This window comes from Photobacterium lipolyticum (assembly GCF_003026475.1).
Classification (GTDB): domain Bacteria; phylum Pseudomonadota; class Gammaproteobacteria; order Enterobacterales; family Vibrionaceae; genus Photobacterium; species Photobacterium lipolyticum.
Map to the genome: position 1 here is coordinate 13,308 of NZ_PYMC01000014.1, position 15,510 is coordinate 28,817.

Annotated in this window: 12 protein-coding genes and 1 pseudogene; 9 read left to right on the plus strand and 4 right to left on the minus strand. The window is 46.6% G+C overall.

The genetic code is table 11. From position 1 onward, the window contains the following. The first annotated feature begins 32 nt into the window (after nucleotides 1–32). From C9I89_RS16935 to C9I89_RS16955, 5 genes and pseudogenes are all read left to right on the plus strand, one after another. Complete coding sequence (locus C9I89_RS16935; protein ID WP_107284506.1) at nucleotides 33–2,045, plus strand: NADPH-dependent 2,4-dienoyl-CoA reductase; 2,013 nt, start codon at nucleotides 33–35, stop codon at nucleotides 2,043–2,045. Between the two features lie 301 nt (nucleotides 2,046–2,346). Further along, nucleotides 2,347–2,895, plus strand: a complete 549-nt coding sequence (locus C9I89_RS16940) for an NAD(P)H nitroreductase (RefSeq protein WP_107284507.1) — start codon at nucleotides 2,347–2,349, stop codon at nucleotides 2,893–2,895. Nucleotides 2,896–3,008: 113 nt separating this feature from the next. After that, nucleotides 3,009–4,043, plus strand: a pseudogene (gene selD, locus C9I89_RS16945) (selenide, water dikinase SelD). Further along, nucleotides 4,043–5,137 (plus strand): tRNA 2-selenouridine(34) synthase MnmH, encoded by a 1,095-nt coding sequence (mnmH, locus tag C9I89_RS16950; RefSeq protein ID WP_107284508.1) that lies wholly within the window; start codon nucleotides 4,043–4,045, stop codon nucleotides 5,135–5,137. Before selD ends, mnmH begins: the two are co-directional and overlap by 1 nt. Nucleotides 5,138–5,295: 158 nt before the next feature. Further along, entirely contained in the window at nucleotides 5,296–7,230 is a 1,935-nt protein-coding gene (locus tag C9I89_RS16955) for a DNA topoisomerase III (RefSeq protein WP_107284509.1), read from the plus strand. On the opposite strand, the gene C9I89_RS16960 is transcribed toward C9I89_RS16955, so the two are convergent. After that, a complete protein-coding gene (locus C9I89_RS16960; protein ID WP_107284510.1) occupies nucleotides 7,227–8,840 on the minus strand; it encodes a GGDEF domain-containing protein in 1,614 nt (537 codons plus the stop codon). The genes C9I89_RS16955 and C9I89_RS16960 overlap by 4 nt on opposite strands. Nucleotides 8,841–9,097: 257 nt before the next feature. Here C9I89_RS16960 and C9I89_RS16965 point away from each other — a divergent pair, with 257 nt between their 5' ends. Further along, nucleotides 9,098–9,379: a hypothetical protein gene (locus C9I89_RS16965; protein WP_170107726.1), complete on the plus strand. Its 282-nt coding sequence runs from the start codon at nucleotides 9,098–9,100 to the stop codon at nucleotides 9,377–9,379. Between the two features lie 87 nt (nucleotides 9,380–9,466). Here the strand turns inward: C9I89_RS16965 and C9I89_RS16970 are convergent, their stop codons facing one another. Both C9I89_RS16970 and C9I89_RS16975 read right to left on the minus strand, forming a co-directional pair. Then, complete coding sequence (locus C9I89_RS16970) at nucleotides 9,467–11,329, minus strand: DUF3413 domain-containing protein (RefSeq protein WP_107284511.1); 1,863 nt, start codon at nucleotides 11,327–11,329, stop codon at nucleotides 9,467–9,469. Between the two features lie 49 nt (nucleotides 11,330–11,378). Continuing rightward, nucleotides 11,379–11,597: a YejL family protein gene (locus tag C9I89_RS16975; protein ID WP_107284512.1), complete on the minus strand. Its 219-nt coding sequence runs from the start codon at nucleotides 11,595–11,597 to the stop codon at nucleotides 11,379–11,381. Nucleotides 11,598–11,686: 89 nt separating this feature from the next. Here C9I89_RS16975 and yejK point away from each other — a divergent pair, with 89 nt between their 5' ends. From yejK to C9I89_RS16990, 3 genes are all read left to right on the plus strand, one after another. Further along, nucleotides 11,687–12,700, plus strand: coding sequence for a nucleoid-associated protein YejK (gene yejK, locus C9I89_RS16980; protein ID WP_107284513.1), 1,014 nt, complete (start codon nucleotides 11,687–11,689; stop codon nucleotides 12,698–12,700). A gap of 243 nt (nucleotides 12,701–12,943) precedes the next feature. Next, nucleotides 12,944–14,200 carry an Hpt domain-containing protein gene (locus tag C9I89_RS16985; RefSeq protein WP_107284514.1) on the plus strand — a complete coding sequence of 419 codons (1,257 nt, stop codon included), beginning with the start codon at nucleotides 12,944–12,946 and terminating at the stop codon, nucleotides 14,198–14,200. 200 nt (nucleotides 14,201–14,400) lie between these two features. After that, nucleotides 14,401–14,766, plus strand: a complete 366-nt coding sequence (locus C9I89_RS16990; protein ID WP_107284515.1) for a nitrous oxide-stimulated promoter family protein — start codon at nucleotides 14,401–14,403, stop codon at nucleotides 14,764–14,766. 134 nt (nucleotides 14,767–14,900) lie between these two features. Here the strand turns inward: C9I89_RS16990 and fldA are convergent, their stop codons facing one another. Beyond that, entirely contained in the window at nucleotides 14,901–15,398 is a 498-nt protein-coding gene (gene fldA / locus C9I89_RS16995) for a flavodoxin FldA (RefSeq protein WP_107284516.1), read from the minus strand. Nucleotides 15,399–15,510: the final 112 nt, after the last annotated feature.

A 15,510-nucleotide genomic window follows, 5' to 3' on the forward strand; every position in this document is an offset into this window, starting at 1 on the left:
GGTCAGACCATAATTAAAAAAGAATGGAAGCCATGGACGATAAATCTTACCCTCATTTGTTAGCGCCCTTAGATCTTGGTTTCACTGAGTTACGTAACCGAGTATTAATGGGGTCGATGCACACAGGCCTTGAAGAGGCTCGTGACGGCTTTAAGAAATTGTCGGCATTCTATGCTGCTCGTGCCCGAGGCGGCGTTGGGCTGATTGTGACAGGTGGTTTTTCACCTAACTTTCGAGGTCGTCTGCACCCGCTCAGTGCGCAGTTCAGCTCTGCTCGTGCAGCGCGTGCTCATCGCGTGATTACTGATGCGGTCCATGAAGAGGGCGGTAAAATTGCGTTGCAGCTTCTTCACGCGGGCCGTTATGCGATGCATCCTTTTGCGGTTAGTGCTTCGGCGATTCGATCGCCAATCTCCAAATTTACCCCGCGAGCAATGAGCTCTCGACAGATCCATAAAACTATCGAAGCCTTTGCGAAAAGCGCAGAACTTGCTCGTGAAGCCGGTTATGACGGGGTGGAATTAATGGGGTCTGAAGGGTACCTGATTAACCAGTTTATCTGTAAGCGCTCTAATCATCGTTATGATGAATGGGGCGGTAGTTATGAAAATCGTATTCGCTTCCCGATAGCGCTGGTAGAAGCGGTACGTAAGCGCGCTGGACGTGATTTCATTATCATCTTCCGTTTGTCTATGCTGGATCTGGTCGAGCAGGGCAGTACCCTGGAAGAAGTTGTCAAACTTGCAAAAGAATTAGAAAAAGCGGGAGTGACTATTCTTAATACGGGGATTGGCTGGCATGAAGCCCGCGTACCGACGATTGCAACACAAGTTCCTCGTGCCGCTTTTACCTGGGTAACGGAAAAACTGAAAAATGAAGTCAATATTCCATTAGTTACGACTAACCGTATAAATACTCCGCAAGTTGCCGAAGATATTTTGTCGTCTGATCAGGCCGACATGATCTCGATGGCTCGTCCGTTCCTTGCTGACCCGGAATTTGTTGTTAAAGCCGAGCAAGATCGAGCGGATGATATTAACACCTGTATTGGCTGTAATCAGGCTTGTCTGGATCAGGTGTTTGCCGGTAAGCGTGCAAGTTGCTTAGTCAACCCGCAAGCTTGTTATGAGACAGAGCTGGTGTTGACGCCTGCGGCCAATAAGCGAAAAGTGGCCGTGGTTGGGGCAGGGCCTGCGGGTTTAGCTTTCGCGACTGCGGCTGCAGAACGTGGTTTTGACGTCGATTTGTTTGATAAGAATGAATACGTCGGTGGCCAGTTTAATCTGGCGATGCAAATTCCAGGGAAAGAAGAATTTAAAGAGACCATCCGTTACTTCACTCGTCGTTTAGAGCAGACAGGGGTGAAAGTGACACTGGGGCATGCGGTAGAAGCGGACGAATTGAAGGGCTATGACGAAGTGGTTGTTGCCACTGGGGTCAAACCGCGTCTGCCGAATATTCCGGGTGTCGAGAGCGACAAGGTGATTGATTACCAGACCCTGATCCGTGATAAGGTTCAGCTGGGCCAGAAAGTCGCCGTTATTGGTGCGGGAGGGATCGGGGTGGATGTTTCCACCATGCTAACCGAACCCGACCATCAGGATTTAGACAGCTGGCTCAAAGACTGGGGTATTGATAAAACCATTGAACATGCGGGTGGATTGTATCCTTATGAGCAGCATATGAGCCATCGGCAGGTATGGTTGATGCAGCGTAAACCTGGCAAGGTTGGTAAAGGGCCGGGCAGAACAACAGGCTGGATCCACCGACGTGTGCTGGAAAAACGCGGTGTTGAACTCCTTGGTGGTGTCAGCTACGACAAAATTGATGAGCAGGGATTGCATATTACCGTCGAAGGACAACCGCGCATTCTCGATGTTGATAATATCGTGCTGTGTTCGGGACAGACCTCTGTTGAGCAGTTATCAGATGATCTCAAGCACATGAATGTGAATGTTCATGTGATTGGCGGTGCAGAGATTGCGGGTGAGGTGGACGCTAATCGGGTGATTCGCGAAGCGGTTGAGTTAGCAGCGAAGCTGTAGTTGCCGGGAAGGGCGGGAAGAGCGGACCTAGGGCCCTGGGGTTCTGTGGGATCTAGTTTCGAGTTCCTAGAAACGAGTGACTAGGAAGAGCGGTAAGGGCGGTTCTATGGAGGACTCGTTTACCAAGTTCCTAGAAACTAGCCCCTCGACACTCGTACCAAGTTCTTAGATGCGAGTAACGAGTGGCTAGAAAGGGCGGGAAGAGCGAACTTATGGCCCTGAGTCCCCTGAACTATCATGGTTTTTCACCTCCATTTTTGTGATATATTAACAATAATAATCATTTGTATTTGAGGCCGCCATGGATGCGCTAGCGCTTTTGTTAAATCGACGTTCATTGCCAAAATTGATAGAACCGGTTCCACAGGGTGATTCGTTAAATAATATCTTCCGGGCTGGGCTGCGAGCACCGGATCATGCAGGTTTAACCCCATGGCGCTTTATCGTATCGCAAGGCGAAGGCCTGCAAAAATTAGCCGACATTCTGGTCGAAGCCGCAAAAGCTGATGGTGCCGATGACACCGTGATCGAAAAAGCAGGCAAGGCGCCGTTCCGCGCCCCGATGGTGATCACTGTGGTGGCTAAAGTCACCGACCATGACAAAGTGCCGGTTATCGAACAGCATCTATCGGCAGGGTGTGCAGTGCAAGCGATGCAACTGGCTGCGGTAGCGCAAGGTTTCGCCGGTTTCTGGCGAACGGGCAAATGGGCTTACCATCCGGTAGTACGTGAAGCCCTGGGTGTGACAGGGAATGATTTAATTGTCGGCTTCCTCTATATGGGCTCGCCAGCCTGTCGTGAGGCGAAAGTACATGAACGCGATATCGCACAATTTGTCGAATATTTGTAACCTTACCTTTTCTTGCTAATTTGATTTTTATAATCGACATACGCAGGTTAGGGTGACACATCTGGTTCTCAGGAGTAGAATCCTTGGCTCTCTTTGTTATTCCGGAGTGTGTCATGGAAAACGTTCGTCTTACTCAATACAGCCACGGTGCAGGATGTGGTTGTAAAATTTCTCCTCAAGTTCTTGATACTATTCTCCAAACCCAGTTAAAGCCGTTTGCCGATCCTAACCTGCTGGTCGGTAATGAAAGTAAAGATGATGCAGCCGTTTATGATTTAGGAAATGGCACGGCAGTGGTCAGTACAACTGATTTCTTCATGCCTATCGTCGATGATCCGTATGATTTTGGCCGCATTGCCGCAACCAATGCAATCAGCGACATCTATGCCATGGGCGGTAAGCCAATTATGGCGATTGCGATCCTCGGCTGGCCTGTCAATGTGCTGGATCCTGAAATTGCCCAACAGGTAATTGAAGGCGGCCGTTCGGTTTGCCGTTAAGCGGGGATCTCCCTAGCCGGTGGTCACTCGATTGATGCGCCTGAGCCTATTTTCGGTCTGGCGGTAACCGGTATTGTCGATACTGACCGGGTTAAGCGTAACAACCGCGCTGAAGCGGGCTGCAAACTATTTTTGACCAAGCCGTTAGGGATTGGTGTATTAACAACGGCGGAGAAAAAATCCAAGCTTGCCGACGAACACCATGGTCTGGCCCGAGACTGGATGTGTAAACTGAATATCCCTGGCGCTGATTTTGCCAATGTTGAAGGCGTAAAAGCGATGACGGATGTCACCGGCTTTGGCCTGCTGGGGCATTTGAGCGAGATCTGTGAAGGTAGTCAAGTTAAGGCAAAGGTATGGTTCGATAGCGTTCCTCACTTGCCAGGTGTCTTTGACTATATCGATCAAAATTGTGTGCCGGGTGGTACAGAGCGTAACTATGCAAGTTATGGCAGCAAGATTGGTGCACTAACGGATAAGCAGAAAGCACTATTGTGTGATCCGCAAACTTCTGGCGGTTTATTACTGGCTGTAACCTCTGATGCGGAACATCAGGTTCAGGAAGTGGCAGAAAAACATGGCATTGAGCTGCAAGCCATTGGTGAACTACTGCCACAAGATGGCGAAATCCTGGTTGAGATTTGTTAATGCCACGCCCAAATTGTGAAGATTATCGCCAGCTGTTTGTCAATGACACGCCGTTGATGGATATGCGTGCACCGATAGAGTTTACTCAAGGTGCATTTCCAACCTCGCTCAACAATCCGCTGATGTCGGATGATGAGCGAAAAGCGGTTGGTACTTGCTACAAAGAACATGGTCAGGAAGCTGCGATTGCTTTAGGTCACCAGTTAGTTAATGGTGAAGAGAAAGCCAGGCGTGTCGCGCAGTGGAAAGCGTTTTGTGAAACCAACCCGACGGGTTATTTGTATTGCTTCCGTGGGGGCTTGCGCTCACATATTACTCAGCAGTGGCTGAAAGAAGCGGGCATTGATTACCCGATGATAGTCGGCGGTTATAAAGCGTTGCGCCGTTTCCTTATCGATACGATAGATCAGGTGGCTCAGCAGCCAATGACCTTGATCGGCGGGAATACCGGCAGTGGTAAAACTATCATGGTGAATCAGCTTGCCAATGGTATTGATCTGGAAGGGGCGGCGAATCACCGTGGCTCATCTTTCGGCCGTTATGTTACCGCACAGCGAACACAAATTGATTTCGAAAATGCGTTGGCCGTTGAGATGCTGAAAAAACAAGCGTCAGGGTGTAGGCAATTTGTGTTGGAAGATGAAGGTCGGGCGATTGGTTCTGCCAGTGTACCTTTACCGATCAATGCGGCGATGCAAACTGCAAAAATCGCCATAGTAGATGATCCGCTTGATGTTCGTCTTGAACGTTTATTAGAGGATTACGTAGTACGCATGCAGCGTGATTTTGTCGCTCTTCATGGCGAAGATCATGGCTGGCAGATGTTTGCTGATTATCTTGAAAAAGGGATGTACGGTATTCGTAAACGACTGGGCCTGCAGCGTTATGAAGAATTGCTGACCGCACAACAGCTCGCAGTTCAAGCTCAGCAGAATAATGGTTCCCTTGCCGGACATGATGCCTGGTTGAGACCTTTGCTCGAAGAGTATTACGATCCGATGTATACCTATCAACTGAGTAAAAAATCTGATCGGATAGTATTCCGCGGTGACTTCAATGAGGTCAAAGCGTGGCTGGTGGAGCATACAGGCTAGCATTGAGTTACGAGTTTCTAGTATTGAGTTTCGAGGCCCTGTGATCTCGAAACTCGCCCCTTCCCCTACGTATACTGTCTTTTTATCCAGTAACTTCTTGTCCTCATCCCGTTCTTTCGATAAAGTTTCCTTCAAATAACACTAACCCGATTAACCGGATGACTCGTCTTTATATTGCAGAAAAACCCAGTTTGGGTCGTGCTATTGCCGCGGTTTTGCCTCGCCCTCATAAAAATAACAATGGTTACATTGAAACGGGGAATGGGGATATTGTGACATGGTGTATCGGTCACTTGCTCGAACAAGTAGAGCCGGACGCCTATGATGAAAAATATAAAAAATGGAATATGGCGGATTTACCGATTATTCCCGAGCAATGGCAACTTGTCGCAAGAAAGTCAGCAAAGCAGCAATTGGCGGTTATTCGTAAATTAGCGAAGCAGGCAACGGAAGTCGTGCATGCGGGAGATCCCGACAGGGAAGGGCAGCTGCTGGTCGATGAAGTTATCGATTATGTGAAATTATCGGCCAAGAAAAAAGCCGAGATCCAGCGTTTGCTGATTTCAGATTTAAACCCTGCAGCCATCAAGCGGGCATTGGCAACAATGCGCAGCAACCGCGATTTTATTCCGTTATCGGTTTCCGCTTTAGCGCGATCACGTGCAGACTGGATGTACGGAATGAATATGACCCGAGCGTATACGTTGCTTGGACAGAAAGGGGGATATCGTGGTGTCTTGTCTGTTGGTCGAGTCCAAACTCCGATATTAGGCTTAGTCACTCGACGTGATGATGAGATTGCAAATTTTAAGCCTAAACCATTTTACGAAGTCTTTGCCTTAATTCCATATCAGGATATGGAAATCCGAGCGCGTTGGAAGCCCAGTGAAGCCTGTCAGCCCTGGCAAGATGAAGATGGGCGAGTGCTCAATCGCCAGCTATGTGAAAACGTGGTTAAGCGAATTAAAGGTCAGCCCGCCGAAGTCACTGAATCGGAGCGTAAGGAAACCCGGCAGGCACCGCCGTTGCCGTACTCCTTGTCTGCGTTGCAGATCGATGCTGCAAAGCGTTTCGGTATGAGCGCGGCCGATGTACTGGCTAACTGTCAGTCTCTGTATGAAAAACACAAAGTGATCACTTACCCTCGTTCTGATAGCCGTTATCTGCCAAACGAGCATTTTAAGCAGGCCGGAGATGTCTGCCTGGCGATTGTCAGTAATGCCGGTGAGTTAGCTAAGGCGGGTGACGGGGCAAATCTGTCACTGAAATCAAAAGCCTGGAATGATAAAAAAGTCGATGCTCACCATGCGATTATTCCGACGCCAAAGCAGATTAATTCTGGCATGTTGAGTGCCAGCGAAAGCAAAGTTTACCAGTTGATTGCCCGTCAGTATTTGATGCAGTTTTATCCGGTGGCTGTTTATGCCGAAGCGAAGTTAGTCTTTACTATTGCTCAGGGGCATTTTATTGCCCGTGGTCGCCAGTTGATGAGCGGTGGATGGCGTGCGCTACTGGGGCGAGATGATTCTGTCAATGATCAGGCTGATAAGGGATTGGCTGATAAAGTGCCGCCACTTGAAAAAGGCACGGTGTTAACCTGCCGCAATGGCGAGATCAAAGACAAAATGACCGAGCCTCCGAAAGCCTTCACTGAAGCGACATTGCTGCAGGCGATGACGGGGATCGCCCGGTTCGTATCGGATACTTCGTTGAAAAAAATTCTGCGAGATACCGATGGCCTGGGTACTGAAGCGACGCGTGCGGGTATATTAGAGCTTTTGTTTAAACGGCAGTTGCTGAAACGGCAGGCCAAGAACATTCATGCGACAGAAGCGGGCAGAGGGCTGGTATATGCTTTGCCAGATGAAGCCACTTATCCGGATATGACGGCTCATTGGGAGCATCAGTTGCAAGATATGGCGGATAAGAAATGTGCCTATCAACCGTTTATGGACGCTTTACAGCAGCAAGTACACCAGCTGATGGATAAAGTAAAGTACAGCGAAGTACCCATTAGCTTACGTGAATTGAAATCACCCGAACCGAGACAAACGGGTAAAAAGCGACGTTATACCAAGCAGAAGAAAAGCTAAATCACGCAGTAACGGTTCCTGCCTTGTGATTTCGCCTCATAGAGTGCCATGTCGACCCGCTTGAAGAACTCATCGGGTGAGCCGTGTATTGACGGGATCATGGTACTGACACCAATGCTGATGGTGACAATGTTGCGGGCGTCGTCGACGCCGTACTCTCTCGGCAACTGCAGTTTTTGTATTGCAGATAAAGCCCGTTTAGCTGCGAAAATAGCGGCATTATGATCCTGACCGGGTAATAGCAGCACAAACTCTTCGCCGCCAAAGCGGGCAAAGAGTGAACCAGAACGTCGCTCAAGCTTGGCCAGTGTGGAGGCGATGACTTTTAAGCACTGATCACCGGCAGCATGACCATATTGGTCGTTATACATTTTAAAGTGATCGACATCCATGATTAGTAAGGAGAATGGCAGTTGGTGGCGTTCAGCCCTATGCCATTCTTCCATAATTTTTTGGTCAAAAACCCGGCGATTATACACTTCTGTCAGGGGGTCGAGTTTGGAAATTATTTCGAGTCTGGCGTTTACCCGTTCCAGCTCGGCGGTTCGCTCAGTGACACGCTGTTCCAGTTCTTTGTTCAGCCTGATCAGGCTTTCTTCTGCCTGACGGCGTACGATATGCTGCGAGACAATAAAGCCAAACTGTTTGAGCAGGTAGTGGTGGTAATCATGCAGTGGCATGCCAGTCAGCAGGTTATCACAGGCAATCCAGCCAACAGGCGTATCTTCATCCCATAGTGAGATATAAGCACTCCAGCCAAAGCCGACCTGTTTCAGGTCATGGTACAAAGGCGTATTATTTTCAATCGCAAGATATTCCTCATTTGACACGGTATGGGCGGTAAACCACAGATCGGGGATTTCCGATTCAAAGTAATGCTCATCGACAGTATTGCCGTGAATGTCTGTGCCATAAGTCCCGCGCATGCGCTGGTTCTTTGCGAATAGAAAAATGGCCATACGATCGAGGTGTAACTGTTTTTTCCCTTCATCTACAGCGGTAAATAGCATGCTATTCATCGAATCAGCTCGCCATAATTTAAAGGAAATCTCATGTAAGGACTGAAGCTGTTGTAACAGGTTTTGTTGTTCATGCTGGCTGATTTGTAATTCACGCTCAGCTGAACGGCGCCCCAAATGCTCATCTTTAATTGTCTGGCTGAGTAAGCCGGCATCGAGTTCAGAGGCAAGCAGGGTCGCTAACAGCGAAAAATCTTCACATGCCTGTTGTGTTTCGGAGGGAAGATCGACAATTAAGCAACCTATGATATTTGAACGGCGTTCTAGCGGTAACCATAGACGTTTAATGTTGCCATGGGTGGTATATTGCGGCCTGTGATTGCTGATGGCCTTAGTGACATGCTCACTGGTAATACGAACATTGCTGACAACGTCGATAGGAGGGAATTGGTAGTGAATCCCTTCATGATCCATATCGAGCAAGGTTTTCCATGTCGACTTATAAGCGACCAAGAGTTGGCTATGGATCACACCAAAACTTTCGCTGAAATTACGGCATGTTAATTCACAAACAGTACGAAGCCCATGGGCATTACCCCATTGTTCAATAATCCTTTGATAGAAAATACTTAACTGTTTTTGACTGGCCAACGTCTGACTTCCATATATTTATTTTTATAAGCTGTATTCTTAACGATTGGAGAGAATAAATTTAGCATGGAAGCCACAGTTTAATATGAAATTTGCTTTGAATTTATAAATTTGCGACAGGAGCCTCATAAGTGTAGGGGAACAAGTCCAATGGGGGCTGAAGTACAAGTCAGTAAGTTTCAAATATAAGCTAGAAAAATTTGCGTTTATATGCTTATTTTATTGGTATCGCAATTGTTTTTCAGTGGAGTACTGCTATGAGGCCAATAATAAGATTTTGCCTGTTCCTCACTGGATTATTGTTGTTAACGGGAGTGGCGGGGTGTACGACTCGCCATGATCAGCTGGCGGAATTAGGCTTCACCCGTAACTATCTTGATGGTTATCAGGACGGCTGCAGTAGCCGTAAAGAACAAACGACCACGTATATCGATGGTTTTCGTCGTGATCCCGAACGGATGATGGCTGACATGAAATACGCCAGTGGCTGGACCGATGGCTTCGAGCAATGCTATGCCGATAACACGGACTTTTACTAGTAGCGCGAATGGCCTAATCTTGCAGAAGGCGATCAAAAAAAGCCGCGAGTTTACGGCCTTCTAATTCTTATTTCTAGAAACTTAAAACTACTCAGGTTGGTAAAAGCGTTTTAACTCATGCATGACCTGCATCAGTGTCGACAGTTTTGGTTTACCTTCATCCATCAGTTTGTAGTTGTTATCGTAAACGCGGTAGTTGCCGTATTTATCGACCACCGTGGTGCGGTTTTGCTGAATTACCACGATGTCACGACTGTCACCCGCTAAAATCCAGCTGCGTTTAGGATGTTCTTCAAACAGGTTAACGCCACTGCTGTAGATTTTCGGTGATGATGAGACATTAAGTAGAGATTCCATCACGGTGGGTACCACATCAAGATGACTGGTTGGGCGGTTGATCTCTGCTACAGGCTGCCCCGGCCAATGAATGACCATCGGTACTTTCAATTGATACTGGCTGTAATTACTGTTTGCGCCCCAGCTATTAGTACCCGTTTCATTGAACTCCGTTCCATGGTTAGCTGTGATAATCACAATGGTATTATCCAGGTCCTGTTTTGCGGTTAGTTCTTCAAAAATATCAGCCAGCAGCTCATCGACATAATAGGCTGCATTACGGTAGCTGTTTTTAAGTAACAGCGTAGAGTCAACGCCCTCGGCGTTTATCTTGACGTTACCAAGCGAAGGTGTGAATTGCGGCACATAATCGCCACCTTCTTCAAATTCTTGTACGGACTTCAGTTCAAGATAGCTGAACCAAGGTTTTTCGCTATTTTGACTATCTAACCAGGTTTTCCAGTCAGCAATAGCCAGTTGGTCATCTGGCTGCTGGCTTTGATTGGTAGCCAGATTTTCTTCAGCTTGCTTGGTGTTAAAAATAGCCTGGTAGTAAATAGGGGCTTTAAACTGGTTACCACTGAACAAACCGAAGTCATAATTGCGTTCTTTAAGGGTCTTCAACAGAATTGGCGTCGAGCCTTCAGAACGTACACTATTGATATACCCACCAGGCAGGCCGTAGAACAAGCCAAAGATGCCGGTCATATTGTCATTGCTGGCACTGTAGTGGTTTTTGTAGTTTAAATTCTGGTTAGCAAAAGCTGTCAGGTAAGGCATGGTTTCTTCATTTACCATGTCACTGCGTAAGCTATCAATCATCACAATCAGTAAGTTCTGATTAGTACCACGATTGTTAAAGCTCAGTTTTTCAATGGGGTAGCGGATCAGTTCACTTTCGTCTAAACCTTGCTCAGCCCGGCGTTTAACATAGTCTTGACGATCAAGCAGGCCGTGTTTTTCCATGAAGCTTTTCGCTGTCATCGGGTAAGATAACGGGAAGTTTGAACGCTGCATGGTGACAGGGTGATACAAGTTAGCATCTGCCCAGATATAGAGCAGATGACTACCCAGGAAGCATAAGCCAAATACGGTGGCAATCGGCACACCCACGTGCTTGCGTGTGAGTTTTCTGAGTTTGCGCCATAACCATTCGGAAAGAATTAATTGCAGCAGGAAGATGATAGGAACAACAACAAACAGGTATTGCCAGCGGGCATTCAGTTCTGTTTTCTCACCACTTAATAGCAGATCCCATACCAGCGGACTTAAATGTAACTCAAGACTTTCGTAGGCATGGGTGTCTAACAATAATGTTGTCAGACCAATTGTAGCGACTAACACCGCAAACAGGCGCATCAGGCGCTGTGACGGGATCAGAAAACTGGCAGGAAAAAGGATTAAGATATAAAAACCAAAGACAAGAAACCCGAAATGTCCGATCCAACTAAATCCAAGATAAAGCTGTCCCAGTAGCGTTTCAGGCCATTCAGATTGCACAATGTAACGCGTGCCTAAAAGCATGGCTGCGATAATATTGAAAAAGCTGAACCAGTGCCCCCAGCTAATTAGCTGGGAGACTTTGTCTTTATAATTATTTCCGCTGGCGACCATAAATGTCTGTTCTTCTCAGTCTTAAATGTAAGCGTACAAAAAGGTAAGCTTAATCTTTTTTAATTGAGTTCAGCAGAGCTTGTGCGAATTTCTCCGCGATGGCTTTCTTTTGCGATGCCGGAACATCGGCATTGATGATGTTAGTTGCAATATTACCCACCACCATAAGTGCAAGTTCTGCAGAAGCGTTATGGTTTTCAAGTACGTCGTACACATCGCTAATGATCTGTTCAACTTGCTGATTGCTGTATTTTGAAGTAATTGGCATAGGAAGTCTTGTTTAATGTCTTAGTTTAAAGTTTAAGAAAGCGACTTATAATAACCTACACTTTACTCTTACTGAAAACCTTTTCCATTATGAGCCTTATACTTTCGAACGTCATCCTTCACCAGTTGACAAAAAACGAACAAGATGAGCTTGAGATTCATCTTAGAAAACAAATGCTTGATCAGGGTGAGTCAACAGAAGACCTAGTTACTGAACTGCATCGAGTATATAGCAGTAAAGGTGCCAAAGGGTTCGCACATTTTGCTGAAGACAGTGAATTTTGCCATTGGTTGAAGCAATGTCGCACTGGCGAACTGGACTTTTTGACATTTTCTAACCAATCTGCCCAACGATTACAGGCTGAATTAGCAAAATATCCGTTCGCTGAAGCCGGTACCTTAGTGATGGCTGAATATCAGTCATTGGCTACGGATTACCTGTTTATTGGTTTGTTGCCAACCCGCCACAGCATGAAAGTTACCGAACAGCTGGATATCAGTGCAACTGATTATCTGGACGTTGCCAAAATGGATATCGCGGCGCGTATTGATCTGTCGTCTTGGGAAACGGATGCGGATTCTAATCGTTACCTGACGTTCATCAAGGGCCGTGTGGGCCGTAAGATCGCTGATTTCTTCTTAGATTTTCTGCAGGCGGTTGTTGGTTTGGACGTGAAGGAACAAAATCAGGTGCTGATGCAGGCGGTAGAAGATTTCTGCGCCGACTCACGCTTAGATAAGGAAGAGAAGCAGCAGTATCGTAAGCAGGTTTACGATTACTGTAACGGGCAGCTTCAGTCCGGTGATGAAGTGGCAGTAAAAGAACTGGCCGGTGAATTACCTAATGCTGAAGACGGGACAAACTTCTACGAATTTACGTCGAACCAAGGGTATGAATTGGAAGAGAGCTTCCCTGCCGATCGCACATCCATGCGTAAATTAACCAAGTTTGTAGGATCTGGCGGCGGGCTAACAATTAATTTCGACAGCATGTTGCTGGGTGAGCGTATTTTCTATGATGCAGAAACTGACACGCTGACTATCAAAGGTACGCCACCTAACTTAAAAGATCAGCTACAGCGACGTTTGAACAGCGATAACTGATCTAATACCAACCGGTATAAAATGGCTATGTACGTAAACCATCTTCGTTCTGACGAAGGTGGTTTTTTTGTATCTTCGATGTGTTTGGTTTTACAGGCAGATTTGATGTGTATGTATTAATCTTATTGCTTATTGGATTTCATCAGCAACTTTGTCTAAAGTTAATACTAACTAATTGTATAAAAAGAATATTGGAGGCGATGGTACCAATTTTCTTTTTCTGATGCGATAACAGGAGTTAGCATGGATGACAGAGAAACCGTACTTTCACTCCAGGCTGAAAAGACTGCCCCCAGTCATCGTAAAACCAGATTGCTACTCTCGAAGAAAGTACTTTATACCTTCGTATTGGTGATTATTTCGAGTGCTGGCCTGTTTGGTTACCTGTCATTTCAGTCTTCCCAAGTGCGAGAAGTTATTGGCCTGATTTCTCAGGTTGAGTCGGAAGCAGAGCAACTAAGAAGCACTGTCCCCCTGAATATGGCAGTGCCTGAATCAGCGCAAAGCCATGTGTCGGTGGCACTCCGAAAACACCTGCTTGAACTCAACGATGTCTCCGTTGCCAGTCAGTTTGAAGAACCGCTGAAGACCTTAATTTTACAAGGCGGACAATTCGTTGAGGAAGTCGATAAGGCTTTAATGACCGGGCAGGCGAACCATCGGTCAGCTGTTCAAAATATCAGCCAGAGCAGCTCTCAGAACCAGTTTTATACGCTTAAAAATGACCTGTTGGCTTATGAGCTCTGGTTGTCCCAGATGAACTTGATACTAATGGCTGTCGTATCACTTTCAGGGGTGATGATGACACTCTATGCCGCGAAGAGGGCTGACGAAGTCGCAACAGCAGGCGTATCAACAACGGAGGCATCAATAACATTAAGAGGAGAAAAGGTGAATGCTGCCGTTGTAGTTGCAATGCCGGCAGAAGAGGTCAGTGAGGCCGAAAAAGCAATAATTTCAGAGTTGATGACAGCGATACCTGAGCCTGTTGAGCCTTCAGCGATGTGTGCAGAAGTGTCACCGGTGGAATTGACAGAAGTGGCTTATTTACAGCAAGAGGCAATATTTGATGTTCAATCTATATTAGACAGTATGGATGGCGATAAAGAGTCGGTAATAATGTTGCTGGAAATCTTCATTGAGGAACATTCTGGTGACGGGGAGCACCTGAAAAACTGTATTGAGCAGTCTGATGTCGATAAGGCCAGTTTATTGATCCATAGCTTGAAAGGAGTGGCGAGCAACCTCGGAGCGGCGTCATTGCGGTCGATTTCCGAGCATATTGAGTATGCTTTAAAAAATAAACAAACAGTGACCAGTACAGACTGCACAGATCTCAGTCTGGCGATTAAAAATGTCGTCAGTGCAGTAGAAGCCTATCTGGTGGAAGAAAGAAGTGTTTCTGAGGACTCCCCTGATACAGCCGAAGAAGTGAAAAAATGTCAGTTTGTTGAGGTTAATACCAATCGTGATGATAATCTGGCCATTCAGCAAGAATGAATGGGTTCAGTAAGAGGTACTTGACTGCGGAGAGCGCCTTTCTCTGCGGGTATTTATTCACATGGGCAATGCCACCACCGTATATTGTATAGACCGTTTTACTGCAACAATTCAGCCTCTAGAGGATAAAAGTGTGAGCAATGCACAAAGTTGATCCTTATCAATAGTTGGTTTTCGAAGGGGTGGATAATAGCCGCCCTATGATTATTCTAAATAAACAGTCAGTTCGTTCACAGCGTGAACTGGATACAGTGAAAGCGATGATTCGCCTATATTGTAAAACGCTGCACCGTGGGGCGATTGTTTGCCCTGAATGTGAAAGTCTTTTTGAGTATGTTAAAAACAAGGTTGATGGCTGCCGTTTAGCGGATGAAAAGCCAACCTGTTTGAAATGTCACCGGCATTGTTATCACCCTGCCAAACGTCTGCAAATGGCACATGTGATGCGCTGGGCGTTACCAAGATTCATCTGGCGTCATCCGCTACGGGCATTACAATATAAATTTTATGGGAAGAGTCAGAATAGCAATCTGCCATCACGCAATGTTACGGAGTATCTCAAGTAATTGTTGATGCATTGATGTGCGATGGAGAGATACCGACTGACAAGGACGTTGATATAAGGATTAAAGAGAAGGCTGCCAGAGGCAGCCTTTTTGTTTGCTGTTCGTTTGCATACGGTTATACCGATTGGTATTAATTATGCGGCGCTCAGCCCCAGGTTTACCAGCCAGGTCGCAATACGGTCATCGGTCAGTTCTGGCTGACGGTCTTCATCCAGCGCCAAGCCGACAAATTTATCATCAACTACCGCGCGGGAGTCATTAAAGTCATAGCCATCAGTGGACCATTGACCGATGAGTTCCCCCCCCGCATCTTCAATCAGCTCAGCAAGATCGCCCATTGCATCCTGGAAGCTGTCTGGGTAATCAACCTGATCGCCAAGGCCAAATAGCGCGACTTTTTTGCCACTGAGATCGGCATCTTCCAGTTCTGGTACAAAGTAATCCCAATCAGGCTGCATTTCACCGTAGTTAGCGGTAGGGGTGCCTAAAATGATTAAGTCAAGATCATCAAAAATTTCGTTGCTGCAGCCGGCAATGTCACTGGCGTCAACGCCTAACTGCGCTGCAATTTTATTAGCAACGGCTTCAGTGTTTCCGGTGTCACTACCAAAAAAGATACCAATGTTTTTCATGTTAATCTCCAGTGCCATTACGCTTAACTATTTAGTCGCTATGGCGGGTGTTTAAAATTAATTTCGAGTTTCGAGTTTCGAGTTTCGAGTTTCGAGTGTCGAGGACCTAGGG